Origin of the sequence: Oryzisolibacter propanilivorax, assembly GCF_900103645.1 — a bacterium.
In the GTDB taxonomy this organism is placed as follows: Bacteria; Pseudomonadota; Gammaproteobacteria; order Burkholderiales; family Burkholderiaceae_C; genus Melaminivora; species Melaminivora propanilivorax.
Genome location: NZ_FNHP01000002.1, coordinates 21,342 through 39,736, shown reverse-complemented (window position 1 = coordinate 39,736; position 18,395 = coordinate 21,342). Strand labels below are relative to the sequence as shown.

16 protein-coding genes are annotated in these 18,395 nt (G+C 70.4%); 10 read left to right on the top strand and 6 right to left on the bottom strand.

What is annotated here, in order from left to right; genetic code table 11:
* The first annotated feature begins 10 nt into the window (after positions 1-10).
* Positions 11-1,327 (top strand): solute carrier family 23 protein, encoded by a 1,317-nt coding sequence (locus BLQ61_RS02970; protein ID WP_091567447.1) that lies wholly within the window; start codon positions 11-13, stop codon positions 1,325-1,327.
* 7 nt (positions 1,328-1,334) lie between these two features.
* Here BLQ61_RS02970 and BLQ61_RS02965 read toward each other — a convergent pair whose 3' ends face one another.
* From BLQ61_RS02965 to BLQ61_RS02955, 3 genes are all read right to left on the bottom strand, one after another.
* Positions 1,335-2,018 carry a hypothetical protein gene (locus tag BLQ61_RS02965; protein WP_091566576.1) on the bottom strand — a complete coding sequence of 228 codons (684 nt, stop codon included), beginning with the start codon at positions 2,016-2,018 and terminating at the stop codon, positions 1,335-1,337.
* A 124-nt stretch (positions 2,019-2,142) separates the two neighbouring features.
* On the bottom strand, positions 2,143-2,490 hold the full coding sequence (locus tag BLQ61_RS02960) for a hypothetical protein (protein WP_091566573.1): 348 nt from the start codon (positions 2,488-2,490) through the stop codon (positions 2,143-2,145).
* A gap of 287 nt (positions 2,491-2,777) precedes the next feature.
* Positions 2,778-3,509, bottom strand: coding sequence for a zf-TFIIB domain-containing protein (locus BLQ61_RS02955; protein ID WP_091566571.1), 732 nt, complete (start codon positions 3,507-3,509; stop codon positions 2,778-2,780).
* Between BLQ61_RS02955 and scpC the strand changes: the two genes are divergently transcribed.
* Positions 3,453-5,255 carry a succinyl-CoA:acetate CoA-transferase ScpC gene (gene scpC / locus BLQ61_RS02950; protein ID WP_483823608.1) on the top strand — a complete coding sequence of 601 codons (1,803 nt, stop codon included), beginning with the start codon at positions 3,453-3,455 and terminating at the stop codon, positions 5,253-5,255. The two genes, BLQ61_RS02955 and scpC, sit on opposite strands and share 57 nt — an antisense overlap.
* A gap of 116 nt (positions 5,256-5,371) precedes the next feature.
* Complete coding sequence (locus BLQ61_RS02945) at positions 5,372-5,794, top strand: hotdog fold thioesterase (protein ID WP_091566567.1); 423 nt, start codon at positions 5,372-5,374, stop codon at positions 5,792-5,794.
* Between the two features lie 124 nt (positions 5,795-5,918).
* Here BLQ61_RS02945 and BLQ61_RS02940 read toward each other — a convergent pair whose 3' ends face one another.
* On the bottom strand, positions 5,919-6,518 hold the full coding sequence (locus tag BLQ61_RS02940; RefSeq protein WP_091566565.1) for a cob(I)yrinic acid a,c-diamide adenosyltransferase: 600 nt from the start codon (positions 6,516-6,518) through the stop codon (positions 5,919-5,921).
* 159 nt (positions 6,519-6,677) lie between these two features.
* On the opposite strand from BLQ61_RS02940, the gene BLQ61_RS02935 reads away from it, so the two are divergent.
* Together BLQ61_RS02935 and BLQ61_RS02930 are read left to right on the top strand one after the other, a co-directional pair.
* Positions 6,678-7,127 carry a hypothetical protein gene (locus BLQ61_RS02935; RefSeq protein WP_091566563.1) on the top strand — a complete coding sequence of 150 codons (450 nt, stop codon included), beginning with the start codon at positions 6,678-6,680 and terminating at the stop codon, positions 7,125-7,127.
* Between the two features lie 128 nt (positions 7,128-7,255).
* Positions 7,256-8,665 carry an FAD-binding oxidoreductase gene (locus tag BLQ61_RS02930; protein WP_091567445.1) on the top strand — a complete coding sequence of 470 codons (1,410 nt, stop codon included), beginning with the start codon at positions 7,256-7,258 and terminating at the stop codon, positions 8,663-8,665.
* Positions 8,666-8,689: 24 nt separating this feature from the next.
* On the opposite strand, the gene recQ is transcribed toward BLQ61_RS02930, so the two are convergent.
* Positions 8,690-10,549, bottom strand: a complete 1,860-nt coding sequence (gene recQ / locus BLQ61_RS02925) for a DNA helicase RecQ (protein WP_091566561.1) — start codon at positions 10,547-10,549, stop codon at positions 8,690-8,692.
* Positions 10,550-10,804: 255 nt separating this feature from the next.
* On the opposite strand from recQ, the gene alkB reads away from it, so the two are divergent.
* The gene (alkB, locus tag BLQ61_RS02920; protein ID WP_091566558.1) at positions 10,805-11,473 is read left to right on the top strand and encodes a DNA oxidative demethylase AlkB; all 669 of its coding nucleotides are present in this window, start codon (positions 10,805-10,807) and stop codon (positions 11,471-11,473) included.
* 48 nt (positions 11,474-11,521) lie between these two features.
* Here the strand turns inward: alkB and BLQ61_RS02915 are convergent, their stop codons facing one another.
* The gene (locus BLQ61_RS02915) at positions 11,522-13,504 is read right to left on the bottom strand and encodes a gamma-glutamyltransferase family protein (RefSeq protein ID WP_091566556.1); all 1,983 of its coding nucleotides are present in this window, start codon (positions 13,502-13,504) and stop codon (positions 11,522-11,524) included.
* Positions 13,505-13,660: 156 nt separating this feature from the next.
* On the opposite strand from BLQ61_RS02915, the gene BLQ61_RS02910 reads away from it, so the two are divergent.
* From BLQ61_RS02910 to BLQ61_RS17305, 4 genes are all read left to right on the top strand, one after another.
* Positions 13,661-14,695 (top strand): homocysteine S-methyltransferase family protein, encoded by a 1,035-nt coding sequence (locus BLQ61_RS02910; protein WP_091566554.1) that lies wholly within the window; start codon positions 13,661-13,663, stop codon positions 14,693-14,695.
* Positions 14,696-14,878: 183 nt separating this feature from the next.
* Entirely contained in the window at positions 14,879-16,546 is a 1,668-nt protein-coding gene (locus BLQ61_RS02905; protein ID WP_091566552.1) for an isovaleryl-CoA dehydrogenase, read from the top strand.
* A gap of 136 nt (positions 16,547-16,682) precedes the next feature.
* Positions 16,683-17,882, top strand: a complete 1,200-nt coding sequence (locus BLQ61_RS02900) for a threonine ammonia-lyase (RefSeq protein WP_091566549.1) — start codon at positions 16,683-16,685, stop codon at positions 17,880-17,882.
* A gap of 194 nt (positions 17,883-18,076) precedes the next feature.
* Complete coding sequence (locus BLQ61_RS17305) at positions 18,077-18,238, top strand: hypothetical protein (RefSeq protein ID WP_175488202.1); 162 nt, start codon at positions 18,077-18,079, stop codon at positions 18,236-18,238.
* The last annotated feature ends 157 nt before the right edge of the window (positions 18,239-18,395 follow it).

The following is an 18,395-nucleotide window of genomic DNA, read 5'->3' as shown; positions in this document are numbered from 1 at the left end:
CACGATGGCAATAGGATGGTTTCAATGGCGGGAGCGCAGCGCCGACGTGCTGCGCACGGGCGGGGTCATTGGCCCGGAGGAGCGCCTGCCCTGGCCGCAGACCGGGTTGATGGGCGTGCAGCACGTCATCGCCATGTTCGGCTCGACGGTGCTGGCACCGATCCTGATGGGGTTCGACCCGAACCTGGCGGTGTTCATGAGCGGCATCGGCACGCTGATCTTCTTTTTGATCACTGGCGGCCGGGTGCCCAGCTATCTGGGTTCGTCGTTCGCCTTCATCGGCGTGGTCATCGCCGCCACCGGCTATGCCGGCAAGGGGCCGAACGAGGCCATCGGTCTGGCGCTGGGCGGCATCATCGCCTGCGGCGCGGTGTATGCGCTCGTCGGCGTGCTGGTGCACGTGATCGGCACCGGCTGGATCGAGCGCTTCATGCCGCCGGTGGTCACCGGCGCGGTGGTGGCGGTGATCGGGCTGAACCTGGCGGCTGTCCCGGTCAAGAACATGGCGGCGAACAACTTCGAGGCCTGGATGCAGGCGCTCACTTTCGTCTGCGTGGCGCTGGTGGCGGTGTTCACGCGCGGCATGGTGCAGCGCCTGCTGATCCTGGTCGGGCTGATCGTGGCCAGCATCGCCTACGCGCTGCTGACCAACGGCCTGGGGCTGGGCAAGCCGGTGGACCTGTCGGGCGTGGCCGCTGCCGCCTGGGTCGGCATGCCGCAGTTCCACGCGCCGGTGTTCAGCGGCCCGGCGATGCTGCTGATCGTGCCGGTGGTCATCATCCTGGTGGCCGAGAACCTGGGCCACATCAAGGCCGTTACGGCCATGACCGGACGCAATCTGGACCAGTACATGGGCCGGGCCTTCATCGGCGACGGCGTGGCCACCATGGTCAGCGGCGCGGTGGGCGGCACGGGGGTGACGACCTATGCCGAGAACATCGGCGTCATGGCTGCCACGCGCATCTACTCGACGGCGGTGTTCCTGGTGGCGGCGCTGATCGCCGTGCTGCTGGGCTTTTCCCCGAAGTTCGGGGCGCTGATCCAGGCAATTCCGCTGCCGGTCATGGGCGGCGTGTCCATCGTGGTGTTCGGCCTGATTGCGATTGCCGGCGCCAAGATCTGGGTCGACAACCGGGTGGACTTCTCGCGCAGCAGCAACCTGCTGGTCGCCGCCATCACGCTGATCCTGGGCACGGGCGAGTTCACGCTGAAGTTCGGCGACTTCGCCCTGGGCGGCATCGGCACCGCCACCTTCGGCGCCATCATCCTGAACGCGCTGCTGTCGCGCGGCCAGCAGGACGGCGCGCCGGCCACGCCGGCGCACTGACAGCGTCTCAGTCGAAACCGAAGAATGCTGCCGCCGACTGCGTCTCCGGCAGCACATAGACCACGCCCGGCGCCCGCCCCAGCGTCGGCGCAATGAAGCGGTCGTAAAAGCGCGCCGGCACGTTGATGCAGCCGTAGGAGATGCGGTTGTCCTTCGCTGTCGCGCTGGCCAAGCGCTGCAGCCGCCGCTCGGCCGGATTGGTCGGGCGCACGCGGTGCATGGAGATCGCGTCGTCGTAGCTCACCCACACGATGTCCGTGCCCTGCAGGTTCTCGCCCGGCTCGGTGACGAAGCGCCCGGCCGGGGTGGTGCGCTCGTGCGGGGCGATCTGGGCGATGGGGCGCTCGCCAATGCCCGGCACCGAGTGATCGCCCTTGGCCAGGCCCAGCAGCACCGGCGACGAGGCCTGCCAACTGCCCTCGGCGTCGAACAGATGCACCGCCGCGCCGCGCTTGTCGATCAGCGCGAACGGCAGGCCGGCGTTGTTGCCGCTGGCGCGCACCCAGTCGAGCGTTGCCTGCACCTCGCGCGGCAGGCGGGGCGGCTGGGGCTGGCGTTGTGCCGTGTCAGCGGTCTGGGCGGCAGATGGCCGGGCCTGCGTGGCCATCGCCATGGCCGGCAAGCAAGCCAGCAGGGCCGCCAGCAACGCCGCGGACTGGCCGGATCGGGTGCGCCGGGAACGTTGCGCCATGGAATCTCCCGTGAAAATAAAAAAGCCGGCACGCCCCATGGCGTGCCGGCTTGCGTCGAGCGTCAAGCGCCGGACGCTGGCAATGGCCGGGCTACCCGCGCCACCGCCCGCGCCGCGCAGGACATCAGTTGCGGTCGGCACGGGCCGCGCGGTTGCGCGTGCTGCGGTTGTTGGCCCTGGTGCCCATGTTGCTGCGGTCAGTGCCGGTCATGCCGGTGTTGTTGTTCATGCCCGCGTTGTTGTTGTTCATGCCGGCATTGTTGTTGGACATGGTGCCGGTGGTGCCGGTAGTGGTGCCGCCGGTGTTGCCCAGGGCATTCTGGCTGTTGCTCACCTGCGGGGCCGGCGAGTTGCCGGTGGGCGAAGGGGCGACCGGCGGCGTGGTGTCGCTAGTCTGTGCCCAGGCGCCGGCGGCAGCCAGGCCCAGAGCGGCGGCGAACGAAATGGTCTTCAGAGAGTTGTGGATCGACATGGCAGTGGCTTCCTTGCAAATGAATGGTGGATGAGCTGTCTCCGGTGCCGCCCTGCACGACTTGCCTGCCGCGCCGGGCTGCGCTCCGGGATCTTCCCCTCACGCTGTCGCTAGTAGTGCCTGCAGTGTTCGCCGATGGCCGGCATGCCGGCGTGCTGCAACTTCCCCTGCGCCTGTAGGCAGACGGACTGGCAGGGCGCTGGACGCGCGCCCACGGGTTTGAAAGGAAATCGGCCGCAGGCCCATGTGTTGCAAGGGCCTGCAGCTATGGAATAAAGAGCGCCAAGTCAACGGCGGAACCACGACCAGACCAGCTCCACGCCGGCAGCCAGCAGGTCGAAGCGCTCGTCCGTGCCGTTCAGGCGCTGGCGCTGGGCCTCGCGCTGCTCGCGGGCGCGCTGGCGCTCCAGCGCGATCAGCGCATCCGCCAGGGCATCGGGCGAAGCGCCGCGCTGCTGCGCATGCCGCGCCGCATCGCCGAAGCGCTGCAGCGCCCGCTCCACGGCCTGCGGATCGAGCAGCGACAGCGCCGAGCGGCACCACGGGCAGGCGGCGTCGCGGCGCAGATCCACGCTGCCGCCGCAGGCGGTGCAGGCGATGGTGCCGACGCGCTGCGCCAGCGCCTCGACTTCGAGCTGGCTCAGGTGGCGCACGAAGCCCTTCTCGACCATGAAGGCGCCGAAGGTGGAAAAGCGCCCGTGGCGCTGCGGGCAGCGCCAGGCAACGTAGCGCCCGCTCTGCGCCAGGTCATATCCGCGCTCCAGCGCAGCGCTGCAGCGCGGGCAGTCCAGACGCTGGCCGACCGGCCGGTGCTGCTCGTGCCGGCGCTGGTGCAGCAGCTCGAACAGCCCCAGCACGGCAGCCGGGGCCAGGCGTGTGTTCTCCCACGGGTCGAACCACAGGCCCTGGCAGGCAAAGCAGGCATCCAGCACCAGCGCGCCGCCGTCGCTGGCCGTCAGGCGATGCTGTTCCATCGGGGCGTGGCAGGACGGGCAGGGGATGGGGGCGTGGCTGGACATCGTGTGTCGGATCGTAAGCAGGCGCGCGGCTACTCGGGTAAACCCTGGATAAGATCGGCACCACGCGCGGCCGGCGGCCTTGGACCCGGCTGCTGCCATAGGCGCCGGTGTGCGGTGCCGGGTTTGTTTTTTCCTTTCTTTCCTGAGCCAGCGTCCGCCAGCGGACCTGCGGAGCCTGCCTTGTCCTCGTCCCCTGTTTCCCCTGCTGCTACTTCGTCTCCCACCAGCGGCGCCCCGCGCGCGCGCATCGAACACCCCGGGCTGTCCGCCCGCGTCATGGGCGCGGCCGAGGCGGCGGCGCTGATCCCCGCAGGTGCCACCGTCGGCATGAGCGGCTTCACCGGCTCCGGCCACCCCAAGGCCGTGCCGCAGGCACTGGCCGCGCGCATCGAGGCCGAGCACGCCGCCGGGCGGCCGTTCAAGGTCAACGTCTGGACGGGCGCCTCTACATCGCCCGAGTTGGATGGCGCGCTGGCCAAGGTGGGCGGTATCGCCCAGCGCCTGCCCTTCCAGTCGGACCCGCTGTGCCGCCAGCGCATCAATGCCGGCGAGATCGATTACGTGGACATCCACCTGTCGCACGTCGCGCAGCAGGCCTGGTTCGGCTTTCTGGGGCCGCTGGATGTGGCGGTGGTCGAGGTGCTGGGCATCCTGCCCGACGGGCGCCTGATTCCCTCGGCCTCGGTGGGCAACAACAAGACTTGGCTGGACATCGCCCAGCACGTGATCTTGGAAGTCAACACCCTGCCGCCGCGCGAGCTGGAGGGCATGCACGATATCTACTACGGCACCGCCATCCCGCCGCGGCGCAAGCCGATCCACCTGGAGCACGCCACCGAGCGCATCGGCGAGCCCTACCTGCGCGTGGACCCGGCCAAGGTCATCGCCGTGGTGCCCACGCACCATGCCGACCGGCACACGGCGTTCGCCAAACCGGATGCCGACTCGCGCGCCATCGCCGGGCACATCATCGACTTCCTGGCACACGAGGTACAAAAAGGTCGCCTGCCGAAGAACATGCTGCCGCTGCAGTCCGGCGTGGGCAATGTGGCCAACGCGGTGCTGGCCGGGCTGCTGGACGGGCCGTTCGAGGAACTGCTGGGGTTTTCCGAGGTGCTGCAGGACGGCATGCTGGAGCTGATCCGCACCGGCAAGATGCGCGCCGCCTCGGCCACGGCGATCTCGCTCAGTCCCGAGGCGATGCGCGAGTTCACCGAGCGCATCGACTTCTACCGCGAGCGCATCGTGCTGCGCTCGCAGCAGATCAGCAACCACCCCGAGCTGGTGCGGCGCCTGGGCGTGATCGCCATGAACGCCATGATCGAGGCCGACATCTACGGCAACGTGAATTCCACCCACCTGATGGGCAGCGCCATGATGAACGGCATCGGCGGCTCGGGCGACTTCGCGCGCAACGGCTACCTGTCGTTCTTCGTCACCCCGTCCACCGCCAAGGGCGGCAGCATCTCGTGCATTGTGCCCATGGTCTCGCACGTGGACCACACCGAGCACGACACGCAGATCATCGTCACCGAGCAGGGCCTGGCCGACCTGCGCGGCCTGTCGCCGCGCCAGCGCGCACAGGTCGTCATCGACCGCTGCGCCCACCCCGACTGGCGCCCGCTGCTGCAGGACTACTTCGACCGCGCCCGGCGCAGCGGCGGCGCGCAGCACACGCCGCACCTGCTGGGCGAGGCGCTGACCTGGCACCAGCGCTGGCTGGACACCGGCAGCATGCGCCCGTGAGGGGGCGCCCAGCCCGTGCCGCGCCTGTCGCCCAGGCAGCAGCGCGCGCCGGTGCCGTCCGGGTAAGGTTTCGCCGAGCCTGCCGTTTGTCTCCCTGAACCTTCCGAAAGCCCCGTATGACCTTCTGGACCCGCCCCATGAGCCTCGAGGCGCTGAACGCGCTGGGCACGAACACCGCCGTGTCGCACCTGGGCATCGAATTCACCGAGATCGGCCCCGACTGGCTGCGCGCGCGTGTACCGGTGGACGAGCGCACGCGCCAGCCCTACGGCCTGCTGCACGGCGGCGTCAGCGTGGCGCTGGCCGAGACCCTGGGCTCGGTCGGCGCGGCCTGCTCGTGCCCCGAAGGGCACCGCGCCGTGGGCCTGGAGATCAACGCCAACCACCTGCGCGCTGCCACCTCGGGCTGGGTCACCGGCACCGCGCGGCGCCTGCACGGCGGCAGCACCACCCACGTCTGGCAGATCGAGATGGCCGACGACGCGGGCCGACCCACCTGCGTCTCGCGCATCACCATGGCCATCCTGGCGCCGCGCTGAAGGTCGCCCGGCGCCGGACGGGCCGCTTCAGGTCAAAAAGGCGTTCGGCCCTTTTATTTCAAGGGGCGTTAGCTATAAAAAAAGTAGTAAACCGCCTCTGAGCCGGCAGGGTGGCCGGCCCGGCTCAGTCGTCCTGGGGCGGTTGTGGCGCCTGCGCGCGCGCCAGCCGCTGGCTGGACCAGTACACCTCCGCGCCTTCGCTGCCGTCGGCGCGGTGCCGGTTCAGCACCCGCGCCAGCACGAACAGCAGGTCCGACAGCCGGTTCAGGTACTGGCGCGGCGCGGGGCGCATGGCCTCGCTGCGCTGCAGCGCTACCACCGCGCGCTCGGCGCGGCGCGCCACGGTGCGGCAGACATGCGCCTGCGATGCGGCGCGTGTGCCGGCCGGCAGGATGAACTCTTGCAGGCGCGGCAGCGTGGCGTTGTAGTGCGCCAGCGCCTGGTCCAGCTGCAGCAGCGCATCGTCCTGGAGTAGTTCGTAGCCGGGGATGGACAGCTCGCCACCCAGGTTGAACAGCTGGTGCTGCACGTCGATCAGCAGCTCGCGCACGTCGTCGGGCAGCACGTCCTCGCACAGCAGCAGGCCGATATGGCTGTTGAGCTCGTCCACGTCGCCCATGGCGTGCGGCCGTGCGCTGTCCTTGGACACGCGGGTGTTGTCACCCAGGCCGGTGGTGCCGTCGTCGCCGGTGCGGGTGGCGATCTGGCTGAGTCGATTGCCCATGTAGGTTTCCTTCGGATGAATGCGCAGGCAGGAAGCGCGCGCTTGTTACAAATGCCCGGTCAATTGTCGTGCCGGGCAACAGGTGGCAAAAAGTCTGGCCTGTACGCCAGGCCTGGGGTGCAATGCACGGGTCTTTTCCGTTCACAACGAAAGTCCATCATGTCCATGCAGTCCCCTTCCTCGTTCGAGTTTCGCAGCGTGATGCTGTTCGCCGCCGTGGCCCTGGGCTCGACCCTGGCGCACGCGCAGAACCAGCCCGTGTCCCCGTTTGCCGGCATGAGCCAGTCCAGCGCGCCGCACACCACCAATACCCAGTCGGCCGTGAGCCAGGACGCTCCCAAGGGCTCGTCGCCATTCGCCGGCATGGGCAATGCCGCTGCCGCCACTGGCGGCGCGACCGCCGACGTGCAGAACCGCTCCAACGTGCCCCACGCCACGCCGGGCAAGGACGGCAAGAACAAGCCGCACAAGGCGCAGATGAAGAAGAACGCTGCGCACACGGGTGACCACGAGGCCGCCCCGGGCGCCGAGGTGCAGAACCGCTCGAACACCCCGCACTCCACCCCGGGCGCTCCCAAGACCGATCCGTCGCCCAGCGGCGCCCGTTGATGAGCGCCTGAGCGCCTTGTGCGGCATTTGACGCCGCCGGCAGACCCGCCCGACCCCGGTCCGGCGGGTTTTTTCATGGCTCGGAGGCGGTTCCTACAATGGCCGCTCCCTTCCTGCCGCCCATTGCCATGAACGCCCTGCCGTCCTCCTATTCCTTCGCCAGCGCACCACAGGCGCTGCTTGACGCCCTGGCCGCGCGCTTCGATGCGCGCCAGCTCAGCACCGCGCTGGCGGTGCGCGAACAGCACGGCCGTGACGAGGGCTCGATCAGCGCGCCGCCGCCGGCGGCCGTGGTGTTTGCCGAAAGCACGCAGGACGTGCAGGACACGGTGCGCCTGGCCGCGCGGCACGGCGTGCCAGTCATCGCCTACGGCGCCGGCTCGTCGCTGGAAGGGCACCTGCTGGCCGTGCGCGGCGGCATCAGTCTGGACGTGAGCCGCATGAACGCGGTGTTGGCCATCGACGCCGACGACCTGACGGTGACGGTGCAGCCGGGCATCACGCGCAAGCAGCTCAACGAGGCTGTTCGGCACACCGGCCTGTTTTTCCCCATCGACCCCGGCGCCGACGCCAGCATCGGCGGCATGGCCGCCACGCGCGCCAGCGGCACCAACGCCGTGCGCTACGGCACCATGCGCGACAACGTGCTGGCGCTGCAGGTCGTCACCGCCAGCGGCGAGACTATCCGCACCGGCACCCGCGCCAGGAAAAGCAGCGCCGGCTACGACCTGACGCGGTTGATGGTCGGCAGCGAGGGCACGCTGGGCATCTTCACCGAAGTCACGTTGCGCCTGTACCCGCTGCCCGAGGCGGTGAGCGCGGCGGTGTGCTCGTTCCCCAGCATCGAGGCGGCGGTGCGCACGGTGATCCAGACCATCCAGTTGGGCGTGCCGATCGCCCGCGTCGAGCTGATCGATGCCAACAGCGTGCGGCTGGTGAACGCGCACTCGCAGCTGACGCTGCGGGAAGAACCCATGCTGCTGATGGAGTTCCACGGCTCGCCCGCCGGCGTGCAGGAGCAGGCCGAAGCCGTGCAGCAGATCGCCCAGGACTGGTGCGGCAACGCCTTCGAATGGGCCACCACGCCAGAGGAGCGCACGCGCCTGTGGACCGCGCGGCACAACGCCTATTTCGCCGCCGTACAAAGCCGCCCGGGCTGCAAGGCCATCAGCACCGACACCTGCGTGCCCATCTCGCGCCTGGCCGACTGTCTGCTGGACTCGGTGGCCGAGGCCGACGCCAGCGGCATCCCGTACTTCCTGGTCGGCCATGTGGGCGACGGCAACTTCCACTTCGGCTACCTGATCGATCCGCGGCAGCCGGCCGAGCGCGAGACCGCCGAGCAGCTGAACCGCCAGCTGGTGGCGCGCGCGCTGGCACTGGGTGGCACCTGCACCGGCGAGCACGGCGTGGGCATCCACAAGATGGACTTCCTGCTGGACGAGGCCGGCGCGGCCGCGGTGGCGATGATGCGCGCGATCAAGCAGGCGCTGGACCCGCAGGGCATCCTGAACCCCGGCAAGATCTTCGCGCTGTAGCGGCCAGCGGCGCCGCGCCGGCCGTCAGCCCGCGCGGCACACGCGCAGCACTTCGGCGCCGTACTTCTCCAGCTTGGTCGCGCCCATGCCGTTGATGCCCTGCAGGTCGTGCACGCTCGTCGGGTTGCGCTCGGCGATGGCCGCCAGGGTCTTGTCCTGGAAGATGACGTAGGCCGGCAGGTTGTGCTCGCGCGCCACCTCGGCGCGCCAGGCTTTGAGGTTGATGAAGCGCACCTGCCCCTCCTGGTCCAGGTTGGCCGCGGCCACCGGCGGCGCGGCGGCGCGGCGCGTGCGCCGCGGGGCGGCCTGGGCGGTGGCCTCGCGCAGCGCCACCGGCTGCTCGCCGCGCAGCACCGGGCGCGAGCCTTCGGTCAGCACCAGCGTGTCGAAGCTGTGGCCGCTGTCCAGCAGCACGCGGTGCACGCCCACCGCGCCGATGGCCAGCAGCTGGCGCAGCACGCCGCGCAGCTGCGCCTCGGAATACTCGCGGCCCACGCCGAAGGTGGACAGCTGGTCGTGGCCGAACTGGCGCACCTTGTCGCTGTCCTTGCCGCGCACGATGTCCATGATGTGCCCGGTGCCGAAGCTGATGCCGCTGGCCTGGTGCACGCGGTAGATGGTGGACAGCAGCTTCCTGGCCGCGTCCGTGCCGTCCCACACGGCCGGCGGCTGCAGGCAGTTGTCGCAGTTGCCGCAGGGCTGTGATTCTTCGCCGAAATAGCGCAGCAGCCGCACGCGCCGGCAGTCGGTCGCCTCGGCCAGCGCCAGCAGGGCGTCCAGCTTGCCGCGCAATACCGCCTTGAATTCCTCGCCCGCGTCGCCGTCGTCGATCATGCGGCGCTGGTTCACCACGTCCTGCAGGCCATAGACCATCCAGGCGTCGGCGGCCAAGCCGTCGCGCCCGGCGCGGCCGGTCTCCTGGTAGTAGCCCTCGATGTTCTTCGGCATGTCCACGTGGGCCACGAAGCGCACGTCCGGCTTGTCGATGCCCATGCCAAAGGCGATGGTGGCCACCATGACGATGCCGTCCTCGCGCAGGAAGCGGTCCTGGTGCTGCTGGCGCACCTCGGCCGGCAGCCCGGCGTGGTAGGGCAGGGCGTTGATGCCGCCGTCCTGCAGCGCCTGCGCCATCTCCTCGACGCGCTTGCGGCTCTGGCAATAGACCACGCCAGCCTCGCCCAGGTGCTCGCGCTCGATGAAGCGGATCAGCTGCGCCAGCGGCTCCTTCTTTTCCTCGATGCGGTAGCGGATGTTCGGCCGGTCGAAGCTGCTGATGAACAGGCGCGCGTCGCCCAGCTCCAGCCCCTGCAGGATGTCGGCGCGCGTGAGCTCGTCGGCGGTGGCGGTGAGCGCCACGCGCGGCACGCCGGGAAAGCGCTGGTGCAGCAGCGCCAGCTGCCGGTAGTCGGGCCGGAAGTCGTGTCCCCACTGGCTCACGCAGTGCGCCTCGTCGATGGCGAACAGCGACAGCTGGCCGCGCGCGTGCAGGCCGTCCAGCAGCGCGATGAAGCGCTCCGTGGTCACGCGCTCGGGCGCGGCGTACAGCAGGGTCAGCTCGCCGCGCGCCAGGCGCTGCTCGACCTCGCGCGTTTGCGTCCAGTCCAGCGTGGAGTTCAAAAACGCCGCCTCGACGCCCGCCTCCAGCAGCGCGCCGACCTGGTCGTGCATCAGCGCGATCAGCGGCGAGACCACCACCGTCACGCCGTGGCCGGCTTCGCGCCGCACGATCGCCGGTACCTGGTAGCACAGCGACTTGCCGCCGCCGGTGGGCATCAATACCAGCGCGTCGCCGCCGTCACAGACGTGTTCGATGATGGCTTCCTGCGGGCCGCGGAATTGCTCGTAGCCGAAAACGTCGTGTAGGACGGAAAGCGCGGGGGACAAAGGAAGAAACTCTCTTTTTGATAGCTACAGGCCCTTTAAACATAAGGGCTGCAGGCCGATTTGAATGCTGAAATCCGGCCGGGCGCAGGGCCGGCCGCGCCGCACGCGCGCAGGCGGTCGGCAGCCGCTTATTGTGCGCGCCGGCGTGCCTCGGCGGCGCCCGGCTGCACGGTAAGGCCGCGCTGCGGTGCGGCATTGCCGTGCCGCGAGCCTGGGGCCGGCCGGCGCGGGCCCTTCCTACAATCCCCCTCTGCCATGACGCTTGAACTGTTCGACCCGCCCGCGCCCCATGCCGAGCCCCTCGCCGACGGCGCCGTGCTGCTGCGCGGCTGGGCGCGCGCGCATGCGCCTGAGTGGGTGGCGCAGGTGGCGGCCATCGCCGCGCAGGCGCCGTTTCGCACCATGGTGCGCCCGGGCGGCGCGCCGCTGTCGGTGCAGATGACCAACTGCGGCGGCTGGGGCTGGGTGTCGGATGCGCGCCGCTACCACTACGCCGCGCTGGACCCGGCCTCGGGCCGGCCCTGGCCGGCGATGCCCGAATGGCTGCGCGCGCAGGCCAGCGCGGCAGCCGCCGCGGCGGGCCATCCCGGCTTCGTGCCCGACGCCTGCCTGATGAACCGCTATCGGCCGGGCAACCGGCTCACGCTGCACCGCGACGAGGACGAGCAAGACCTGTCCGCGCCCATCGTCTCGGTCTCGCTGGGCCTGCCGGCGACCTTCCTGTGGGGCGGCCTGCGCCGCCAGGACCCGGTGCGGCGCGTGCTGCTGCAGCACGGCGACGTGCTGGTCTGGGGCGGCCCGTCGCGCATGACTTACCACGGCGTGAACCGGCTGGCCGACGGCCGGCACCCGCTGCTGGGCGCCGAGCGCTGGAACCTCACCTTCCGCTTGGCGCGCACGCGCTACGACCCCGCGCGCGCCTGAGTGACAGGCTGGCGGCGGCGCCTTGCGCCGCTGCCGCCAGCCCGGGCGCTACAGCGCGCCGTCGCCCAGCACGATGCCCTCGCGCCGCGGGTCCACGCCGCCTTCGAGCTGCGCCTGACCGCCGCGCTGCACGCGCAGGATGGTCGAGACGCCGCTGGACTGCGCGGCCGTGGACACCTGGTGCCCCTTGGCCTTCAGGCCCTCGACCAGCCCGGTCAGGTCCAGCGCGGTGTTGGAGCCATCGACGTTGGTCACCGGGCTGTTGCTGGCGCCGAAGTTGACCAGCGATGTGGCCTGCTGCGCGTCCAGCCGCCAGTCCAGCGCGCCGACCACGGTTTTCAGCACGTACTGGATGATGTTGCCGCCGCCGGGCGAGCCGGTGGCCATCAGGAAGTCGCCGGGTTCGGTGCCGCGGAACACCAGCGTCGGCGCCATGGTGCTGCGCGGGCGCTTGCCGGCCTCGACGCGGTTGGCCACCGGCTGGCCGGCACTGTCCTGCGGCTGGGCGGAAAAGTCCGTCAGCTGGTTGGTCAGCAAGAAGCCGCCGACCATGTGGAACGAGCCCATGCTGGACTCCACCGTGGTGGTCATGGAAACCACGTTGCCGTAGGCGTCGACGATGGAGAAGTGCGTGGTGCCGTATTCCAGCGTGCGGTCCAGCGCCTGGCGCGCGCTGGCGGCGTCGAACACGCCAGCCTGCGCCGTGCCCATGCTGCGGTTGGGATCGATCAGCGCGGCGCGCGCCTTCAGGTAGTTTTTGTCCAGCAGCGAGGCCACGCCGCGCCCGGGCAGCGGCACGAAGTCGGTGTCGGCCACGTACTTGTCGCGGTCGGCGTAGGCCAGGCGCTCGGCCTCGCTCACCAGGTGCACGCCCATGACGCTGGGCACGCCGCCTTCGTCGAGCGGCGGCGACGGCGGGTAGGCCGCCAGGTTGAAGTTCTCCAGAATGCCCAGCGCCTGCACGATGGCGATGCCGCCCGAGGACGGCGGCGACATCGAGCACACGTAGTAGCTGGCGCGGTAGCTGCTGCACACCGGCTCGCGCTTCTTGGCCTGGTAGGCGGCCAGGTCCTGCAGCGTCATCAGGCTGGGCGTGATGGGCGTGCGCGCGTCGTCGTCGCCCACCGACTGGCGCGCCTTGGCGACGATGGCCTCGGCGATCGGGCCGCTGTACAGCGCCCCGGCGCCTTGGTCGGCCAGCGCGCGCAGCGTGGCGGCGTAGGGTGCGTTGGTCATGGTCGACAGCGCCGGGCGCGGCGTGCCGTCGGGCAGGAAATAGGTCTGCGCCGCGTTGGCGTCCAGCGCCAGGCTGGCGGCGTTGCTGGCAATCGCCCCAGCCAGGCGCTGCGGCACGCGAAAGCCATCGGTGGACAGGCGGATGCCCTCGCCGAACAGCTGGCTCCAGGCCAGCCGGCCATGCTCGCGGTGCGCCAGCTCCAGCATGCGCATCACGCCCGGCACGCCGATCGAGCGACCGCTGCGCCGTGCGCTGGGCAGCGGCGCGGGGGAGCCGGCATCGGCCTGGTTCTGGCGCGTCAGGTAGTAGCCGGTGGCGGCGGCGGGTGCCGTCTCGCGCCCGTCGTAGGCCTCGACCTTGCGGCTGGCCGCGTCGTAATGCAGCATGAAGGCGCTGCCGGCGATGGTGCTGGACTGCGGCTCCACCAGCCCCAGCACCGCCTGCACGGCCACCGCCGCGTCCACTGCGCTGCCGCCGGCGCGCAGGACGTCGCAGCCGGCCTTGGTGGCCAGCGGGGTGTTGGCCACCACCATGTACTTGCTGGAATGCTTGGCCTTGTAGCCCAGGCGGTAGCCCGAGGCCGCCTCGGGCGCCGCCGGGTCGCCAGCCACGCCCGAGCCCACGACGATGGGCTGGCCGCTGCTGGAGACCACCGAGCAGCTGTCGGGATTGGTGTCGACCACCGCGCCGGCCTGCGGGCCGTCGGAGCTGTCGGAGCTGCCGCACCCCGCCAGGGCGAGCAGGGCGGCCGCCAGCGGTGCCGCCGGCCAGAGTGGGAGGATGGGATGCGCCATGATTGCTGTCTCCTTGTCGTGGGGAAGAAGCGAAGCCGCGGCCGGCCCGGACGGGCCGGTGCGGCCACTCTATCGGCGCGGATGGGGTAAGGCCTGTTCGCAGGTGTAACCACGGCGCCCGGCACGGGCATGGCGGCCTTCCTAGAATCGGCGCCCATGAACCTGCCCGCCTATACCCGTGCCCAGCAGCTGCCCGCCATCCTGGAGCAGCGCATCGCCATCCTCGATGGCGCCATGGGCACCATGATCCAGCGCTTCAAGCTTACCGAGGCGCAGTACCGCGGCGAGCGCTTCGCCGATTTCGCCCGCGACGTGAAGGGCAACAACGAGCTGCTGTCGCTGACCCGCCCGGACGTGATCCGCGACATCCACGAGGGGTATCTCGCCGCCGGCGCCGACCTGGTCGAGACCAACACCTTCGGTGCCACCAGCATCGCTCAGGACGACTACCACATGGGCCAGCTGGCCTACGAGATGAATCTGGAGAGCGCGCGGCTGGCGCGCGCGGCGTGCGACAAATTCTCCACGCCGGACAAGCCGCGCTTCGTCGCTGGCGCCCTCGGGCCGACCCCGAAAACCGCCAGCATCAGCCCCGACGTGAACGACCCCGGCGCGCGTAACGTGACCTTTGAACAGCTGCGCGCCGCCTACCACGAGCAGACGCGCGCGCTGATCGAGGGCGGCGCCGACGTGATCCTGGTCGAGACCATTTTCGACACGCTGAACGCCAAGGCCGCGCTGTTCGCCATCGACGAGGTGTTCGAGGAAACCGGCGAGTGCCTGCCGATCATGATCAGCGGCACGGTGACCGACGCCTCGGGCCGCATCCTGTCGGGCCAGACGGTGACGGCCTTCTGGCACAGCGTGCGCCACGCGCGGCCGCTGTCCATCGGCCTGAACTGCGCTCTGGGCGCGGCGCTGATGCGCCCCTACATCCAGGAGCTGAACCGCGCCGCGCCCGACACCTTCATCAGCTGCTACCCCAACGCCGGCCTGCCCAACCCGATGAGCGACACCGGTTTCGACGAGACGCCCGAGGTCACCAGCCGGCTGGTGCACGAGTTCGCCGCCGAGGGGCTGGTGAACATTGTCGGCGGCTGCTGCGGCACCACGCCGGACCACATCGGCGCGATCGCCCGCGCGGTGGCGCCAGTGGGCACGCGCAAGCTGTTCCAGCTGGAAGTGGCGTGAGCCCAGCGCCCTGCCTGTGTTGCTATTGAATATGTAGCTGAAGGCCGACGTATCCAAAGGACCAGAGCCGGTTTTGACCTGAAACCGCTGGCGCCGGCCGGGCCTGTCGCGCGCGTGCCGCCCGGCCGGCTGCGGCCTGTCTAGACTGCGGCGCATCGCATGCATGCACGCAGGAGACACGCTATGTCCTGGCACACCCACGAGGTCTTCAACCAGGTCCCCGAGCTGACCGACTACGACCTGCTGGCCACCGACCCGGCGCTGCGCGAGGCGCTGGCGCGCGTCAGCGCCGGCTGGGCGATCGAAGACCTGGGCGCCTACGCGCGCGAGCTGGGCCGCGCCGACACCTTCGCCCTGGCGCAGCAGGCCAACCGCCACACGCCCGCGCTGCACCGCTTCGACAGCCGCGGGCGGCGCATCGACCAAGTCGAGTTCCACCCCGCGTGGCACGAACTGCTGGCGCTGTACCGCCGCCAGGGCCTGGTGGCGCTGCCCTTCGAGGACGCGCGCGCCGGCCGCTGGACGGCCTGGGCCGCGGGCTTCTATCTGCACGGCCAGGTCGAGCAGGGCACGCTGTGCCCGGCGACCATGACGCAGGCCAGCATTCCGCTGCTGCGCCGCGAACCGGCGCTGTGGGCGCAGCTGGGCGGGCGGCTGCTGTCGCGCACCTACGACCCGCGCGACGTGCCGGCGCTACAGAAGACTAGCGTCTGGATCGGCATGGGCATGACGGAAAAGCAGGGCGGCTCGGACGTGCGCGCCAACACCACCGTCGCCACGCCGCTGGCCGGCGGCGGGCGCGGGGGTGAATACCTGTTGCGCGGGCACAAGTGGTTTTTCTCCGCGCCGACCAGCGACGCGCACCTGGTGGTGGCGCGCACTGGCTTCGCAGACGGCCCGCTGGCGTGCTTCTACGTGCCGCGCTGGCGTCCGGACGGCAGCCGCAACGCGGTGCACGTGCAGCGCCTGAAGGACAAGGTCGGCAACCGCAGCAACGCCAGCAGCGAGGTCGAGTTCCAGGACGCCTGGGGCCTGCTGATCGGTGAGGAGGGCCGCGGCATCCCGACCATCATCGAGATGGCCGGCTACACGCGGCTCAACTGCGTCGCCGGCAGCGCCGCCATCCTGCGCCAGGCCACCATGCAGGCGATCCACTACGCGCGCCGGCGCCACGCCTTCGGCCGCGCGCTGGCCGATCAACCCCTGATGCGCGCCGTGCTGGTCGACTTGGCGCTGGAGAGCGAGGCCGCGCTGGCGCTGCTGGTGCGCCTGGCGCAGGCCTTCGAGGCGGAGACCGGCGGCGACGCGGCCGCGCGCGCCTGGAGCCGGCTGATGCTGCCTGCCGCCAAGTTCTGGGTCTGCAAGCGCGGCGTGGAGCTGACCGGCGAGGCCATGGAGGTGCTGGGCGGCAACGGCTATGTGCTGGACGGGCACGTCGGGCGGCTGTTCCTGGAGTCGCCCGTCAATTCCATCTGGGAAGGCTCGGGCAACGTCATGTGCCTGGACGTGCTGCGCGCCTTCGCGCGCGAGCCCGAGGCCGCGCAGGCGCTGCTGGAGGAGCTGATCCCCGTGGCGCGCCAGGAGCCGCGCCTGGCCACCGCGCTGGCGCAGGTGCAGGCGCTGCTGGCGCTGCCGCCGGGCGACCTGGAAGCCCTGGGCCGGATGCTGGTGCAGCAGCTGGTGCTGCTGGCGCAGGCCTGCCTGCTGCGCCGGCACGCGCCGGCGTGCATGGCCGATGCTTTCATCGCCACGCGCCTGGGGGACGCCGGCATGGGCGCGCGTGTGGCGGGCGCCATCGACACGCGCGCGCTGGACGTGGACGCCATCCTGCAACGTGCGCTGCCGACGTGAAGGCCGATCCGGATGTATGCGCCGGAAAAACCGGAGTTTTGGGCCAAAACCGGCCCATGTCCTGAAGAACAAAGCGCCTCTAGCTATGAAAAAGAAGCGCGCTGAGGGCCCTCGCGCCTGCGCGACAATGCCCCGCATGCTGACCCTGCACGACATCCAGGACGCCGCCGACCGCCTGCGCGGCCAGGTGCTCGAAACCCCCTGCGTGGAATCGAAGACGCTGTCGCAGATCGTCGGCGCGCAGGTGTTCCTGAAGTTCGAGAACCTGCAGTTCACCGCCTCGTTCAAGGAGCGTGGCGCGTTCAACCGGCTCAGCCAGCTCACGCCCGAGGAGCGCACGCGCGGCGTGGTGGCCATGAGCGCCGGCAACCATGCCCAGGGCGTGGCCTACCACGCGCAGCGCCTGGGGCTGCGCGCGGTCATCGTCATGCCCTGCTTCACCCCCGGCGTGAAAGTCGAGCGCACGCGCAGCTTCGGCGCCGAGGTGGTGCTGCACGGCGACACCCTGGAGCAGGCCCGTGCCCACGCCGACCGGCTGGCGCGCGAGCAGCAGCTGACCTTCATCCACCCGTACGACGACGCGGCGATCGCCGCCGGCCAGGGCACGGTGGCGCTGGAGATGCTGGCGCAGCAGCCGGACCTGGACGCGCTGGTGGTCTCGGTGGGCGGCGGCGGGCTGCTGGCCGGCATGGCCACGGCGGCGCGGGCCATCAAGCCCGGCATCGAGATCGTCGGCGTGCAGGCGGCGCGCTTTCCGTCCATGGTGAACGCGGTGCAGGGCACGCACCACGCGCAGGGCGCGTCCACCATCGCCGAAGGCATCGCGGTCGGGCAGCCGGGGGAGATCACGCGCGAGACAATCGGCCGGCTGGTGGACGACCTGCTGCTGGTCGAGGAGGGTGACATCGAACAGGCGGTGCTGATGCTGCTGGAAATCGAAAAAACCCTGGTCGAGGGCGCGGGCGCGGCCGGTCTGGCGGCGCTGATCCGCCACGGCGCGCGCTTTGCCGGCAAGAAAGTGGGGCTGGTGCTGTCGGGCGGCAATATCGACCCGCTGCTGCTGGCGGCCATCATCGAGCGCGGCATGGTGCGCTCCGGGAGGCTGGCGCGCGTGCTGGTCAGCGTGCGCGACGTGCCGGGGGCGCTGGCGCGCATCACCGCCACGGTCGCCGAGGCCGGTGCCAACATCGAGGAGGTGCACCACCAGCGCGCCTTCACCATGCTGGCGGCGCAGAACGTGGAGATCGAGCTGGTGCTGCAAACGCGCGGGCGTGCGCACATCGAGCAGGTGCTGGCCGCGTTGCGCGCCGCCGACATGCAGGCCGAGGAGCACTGAGGTCTATTGGCGATGCGGGCGCGAAGGGGCCAGCGCACTACGGCTCGGGGTCGGCTGCAAGTCGCAAGCCGCAGCGATGGCCAGTGCTGTGCCGAAGATGTACGGCAAGGCGGACGGCCCCGGGCGGCGGCCGCGCACGCCTCGCGGCGCCTGGGTACACTGACCGGTACCCGACAACCTAGCAGGAGACCCCCATGACGCACGATCCCGCCCTCGCTCCCAACGCCGCCGATGTCGAGGTGGCCCAGGCCACCGACCCGGTCGAGGCGGTGGTGAACGTGATCCCGTTCGTCGTGCCCGCGGTGGGTGCGGCGATGATCTTCCTGCTGGCCTTCATCGCCGTGTACATGGCCTGAAAACCGGCCTGCAAGCACCTCGGCCCCGCCTGTTTGCGGGGCTTTTTCATGGGCGACTCAAGGCAGTGGTTCGCATAAACCCATGCGTTGTTTGCATGGATTTGTCCCTGGTCCGACAGACAGGTGCAAGGTGCCTTCCTAGAATCGACGGTTCGGT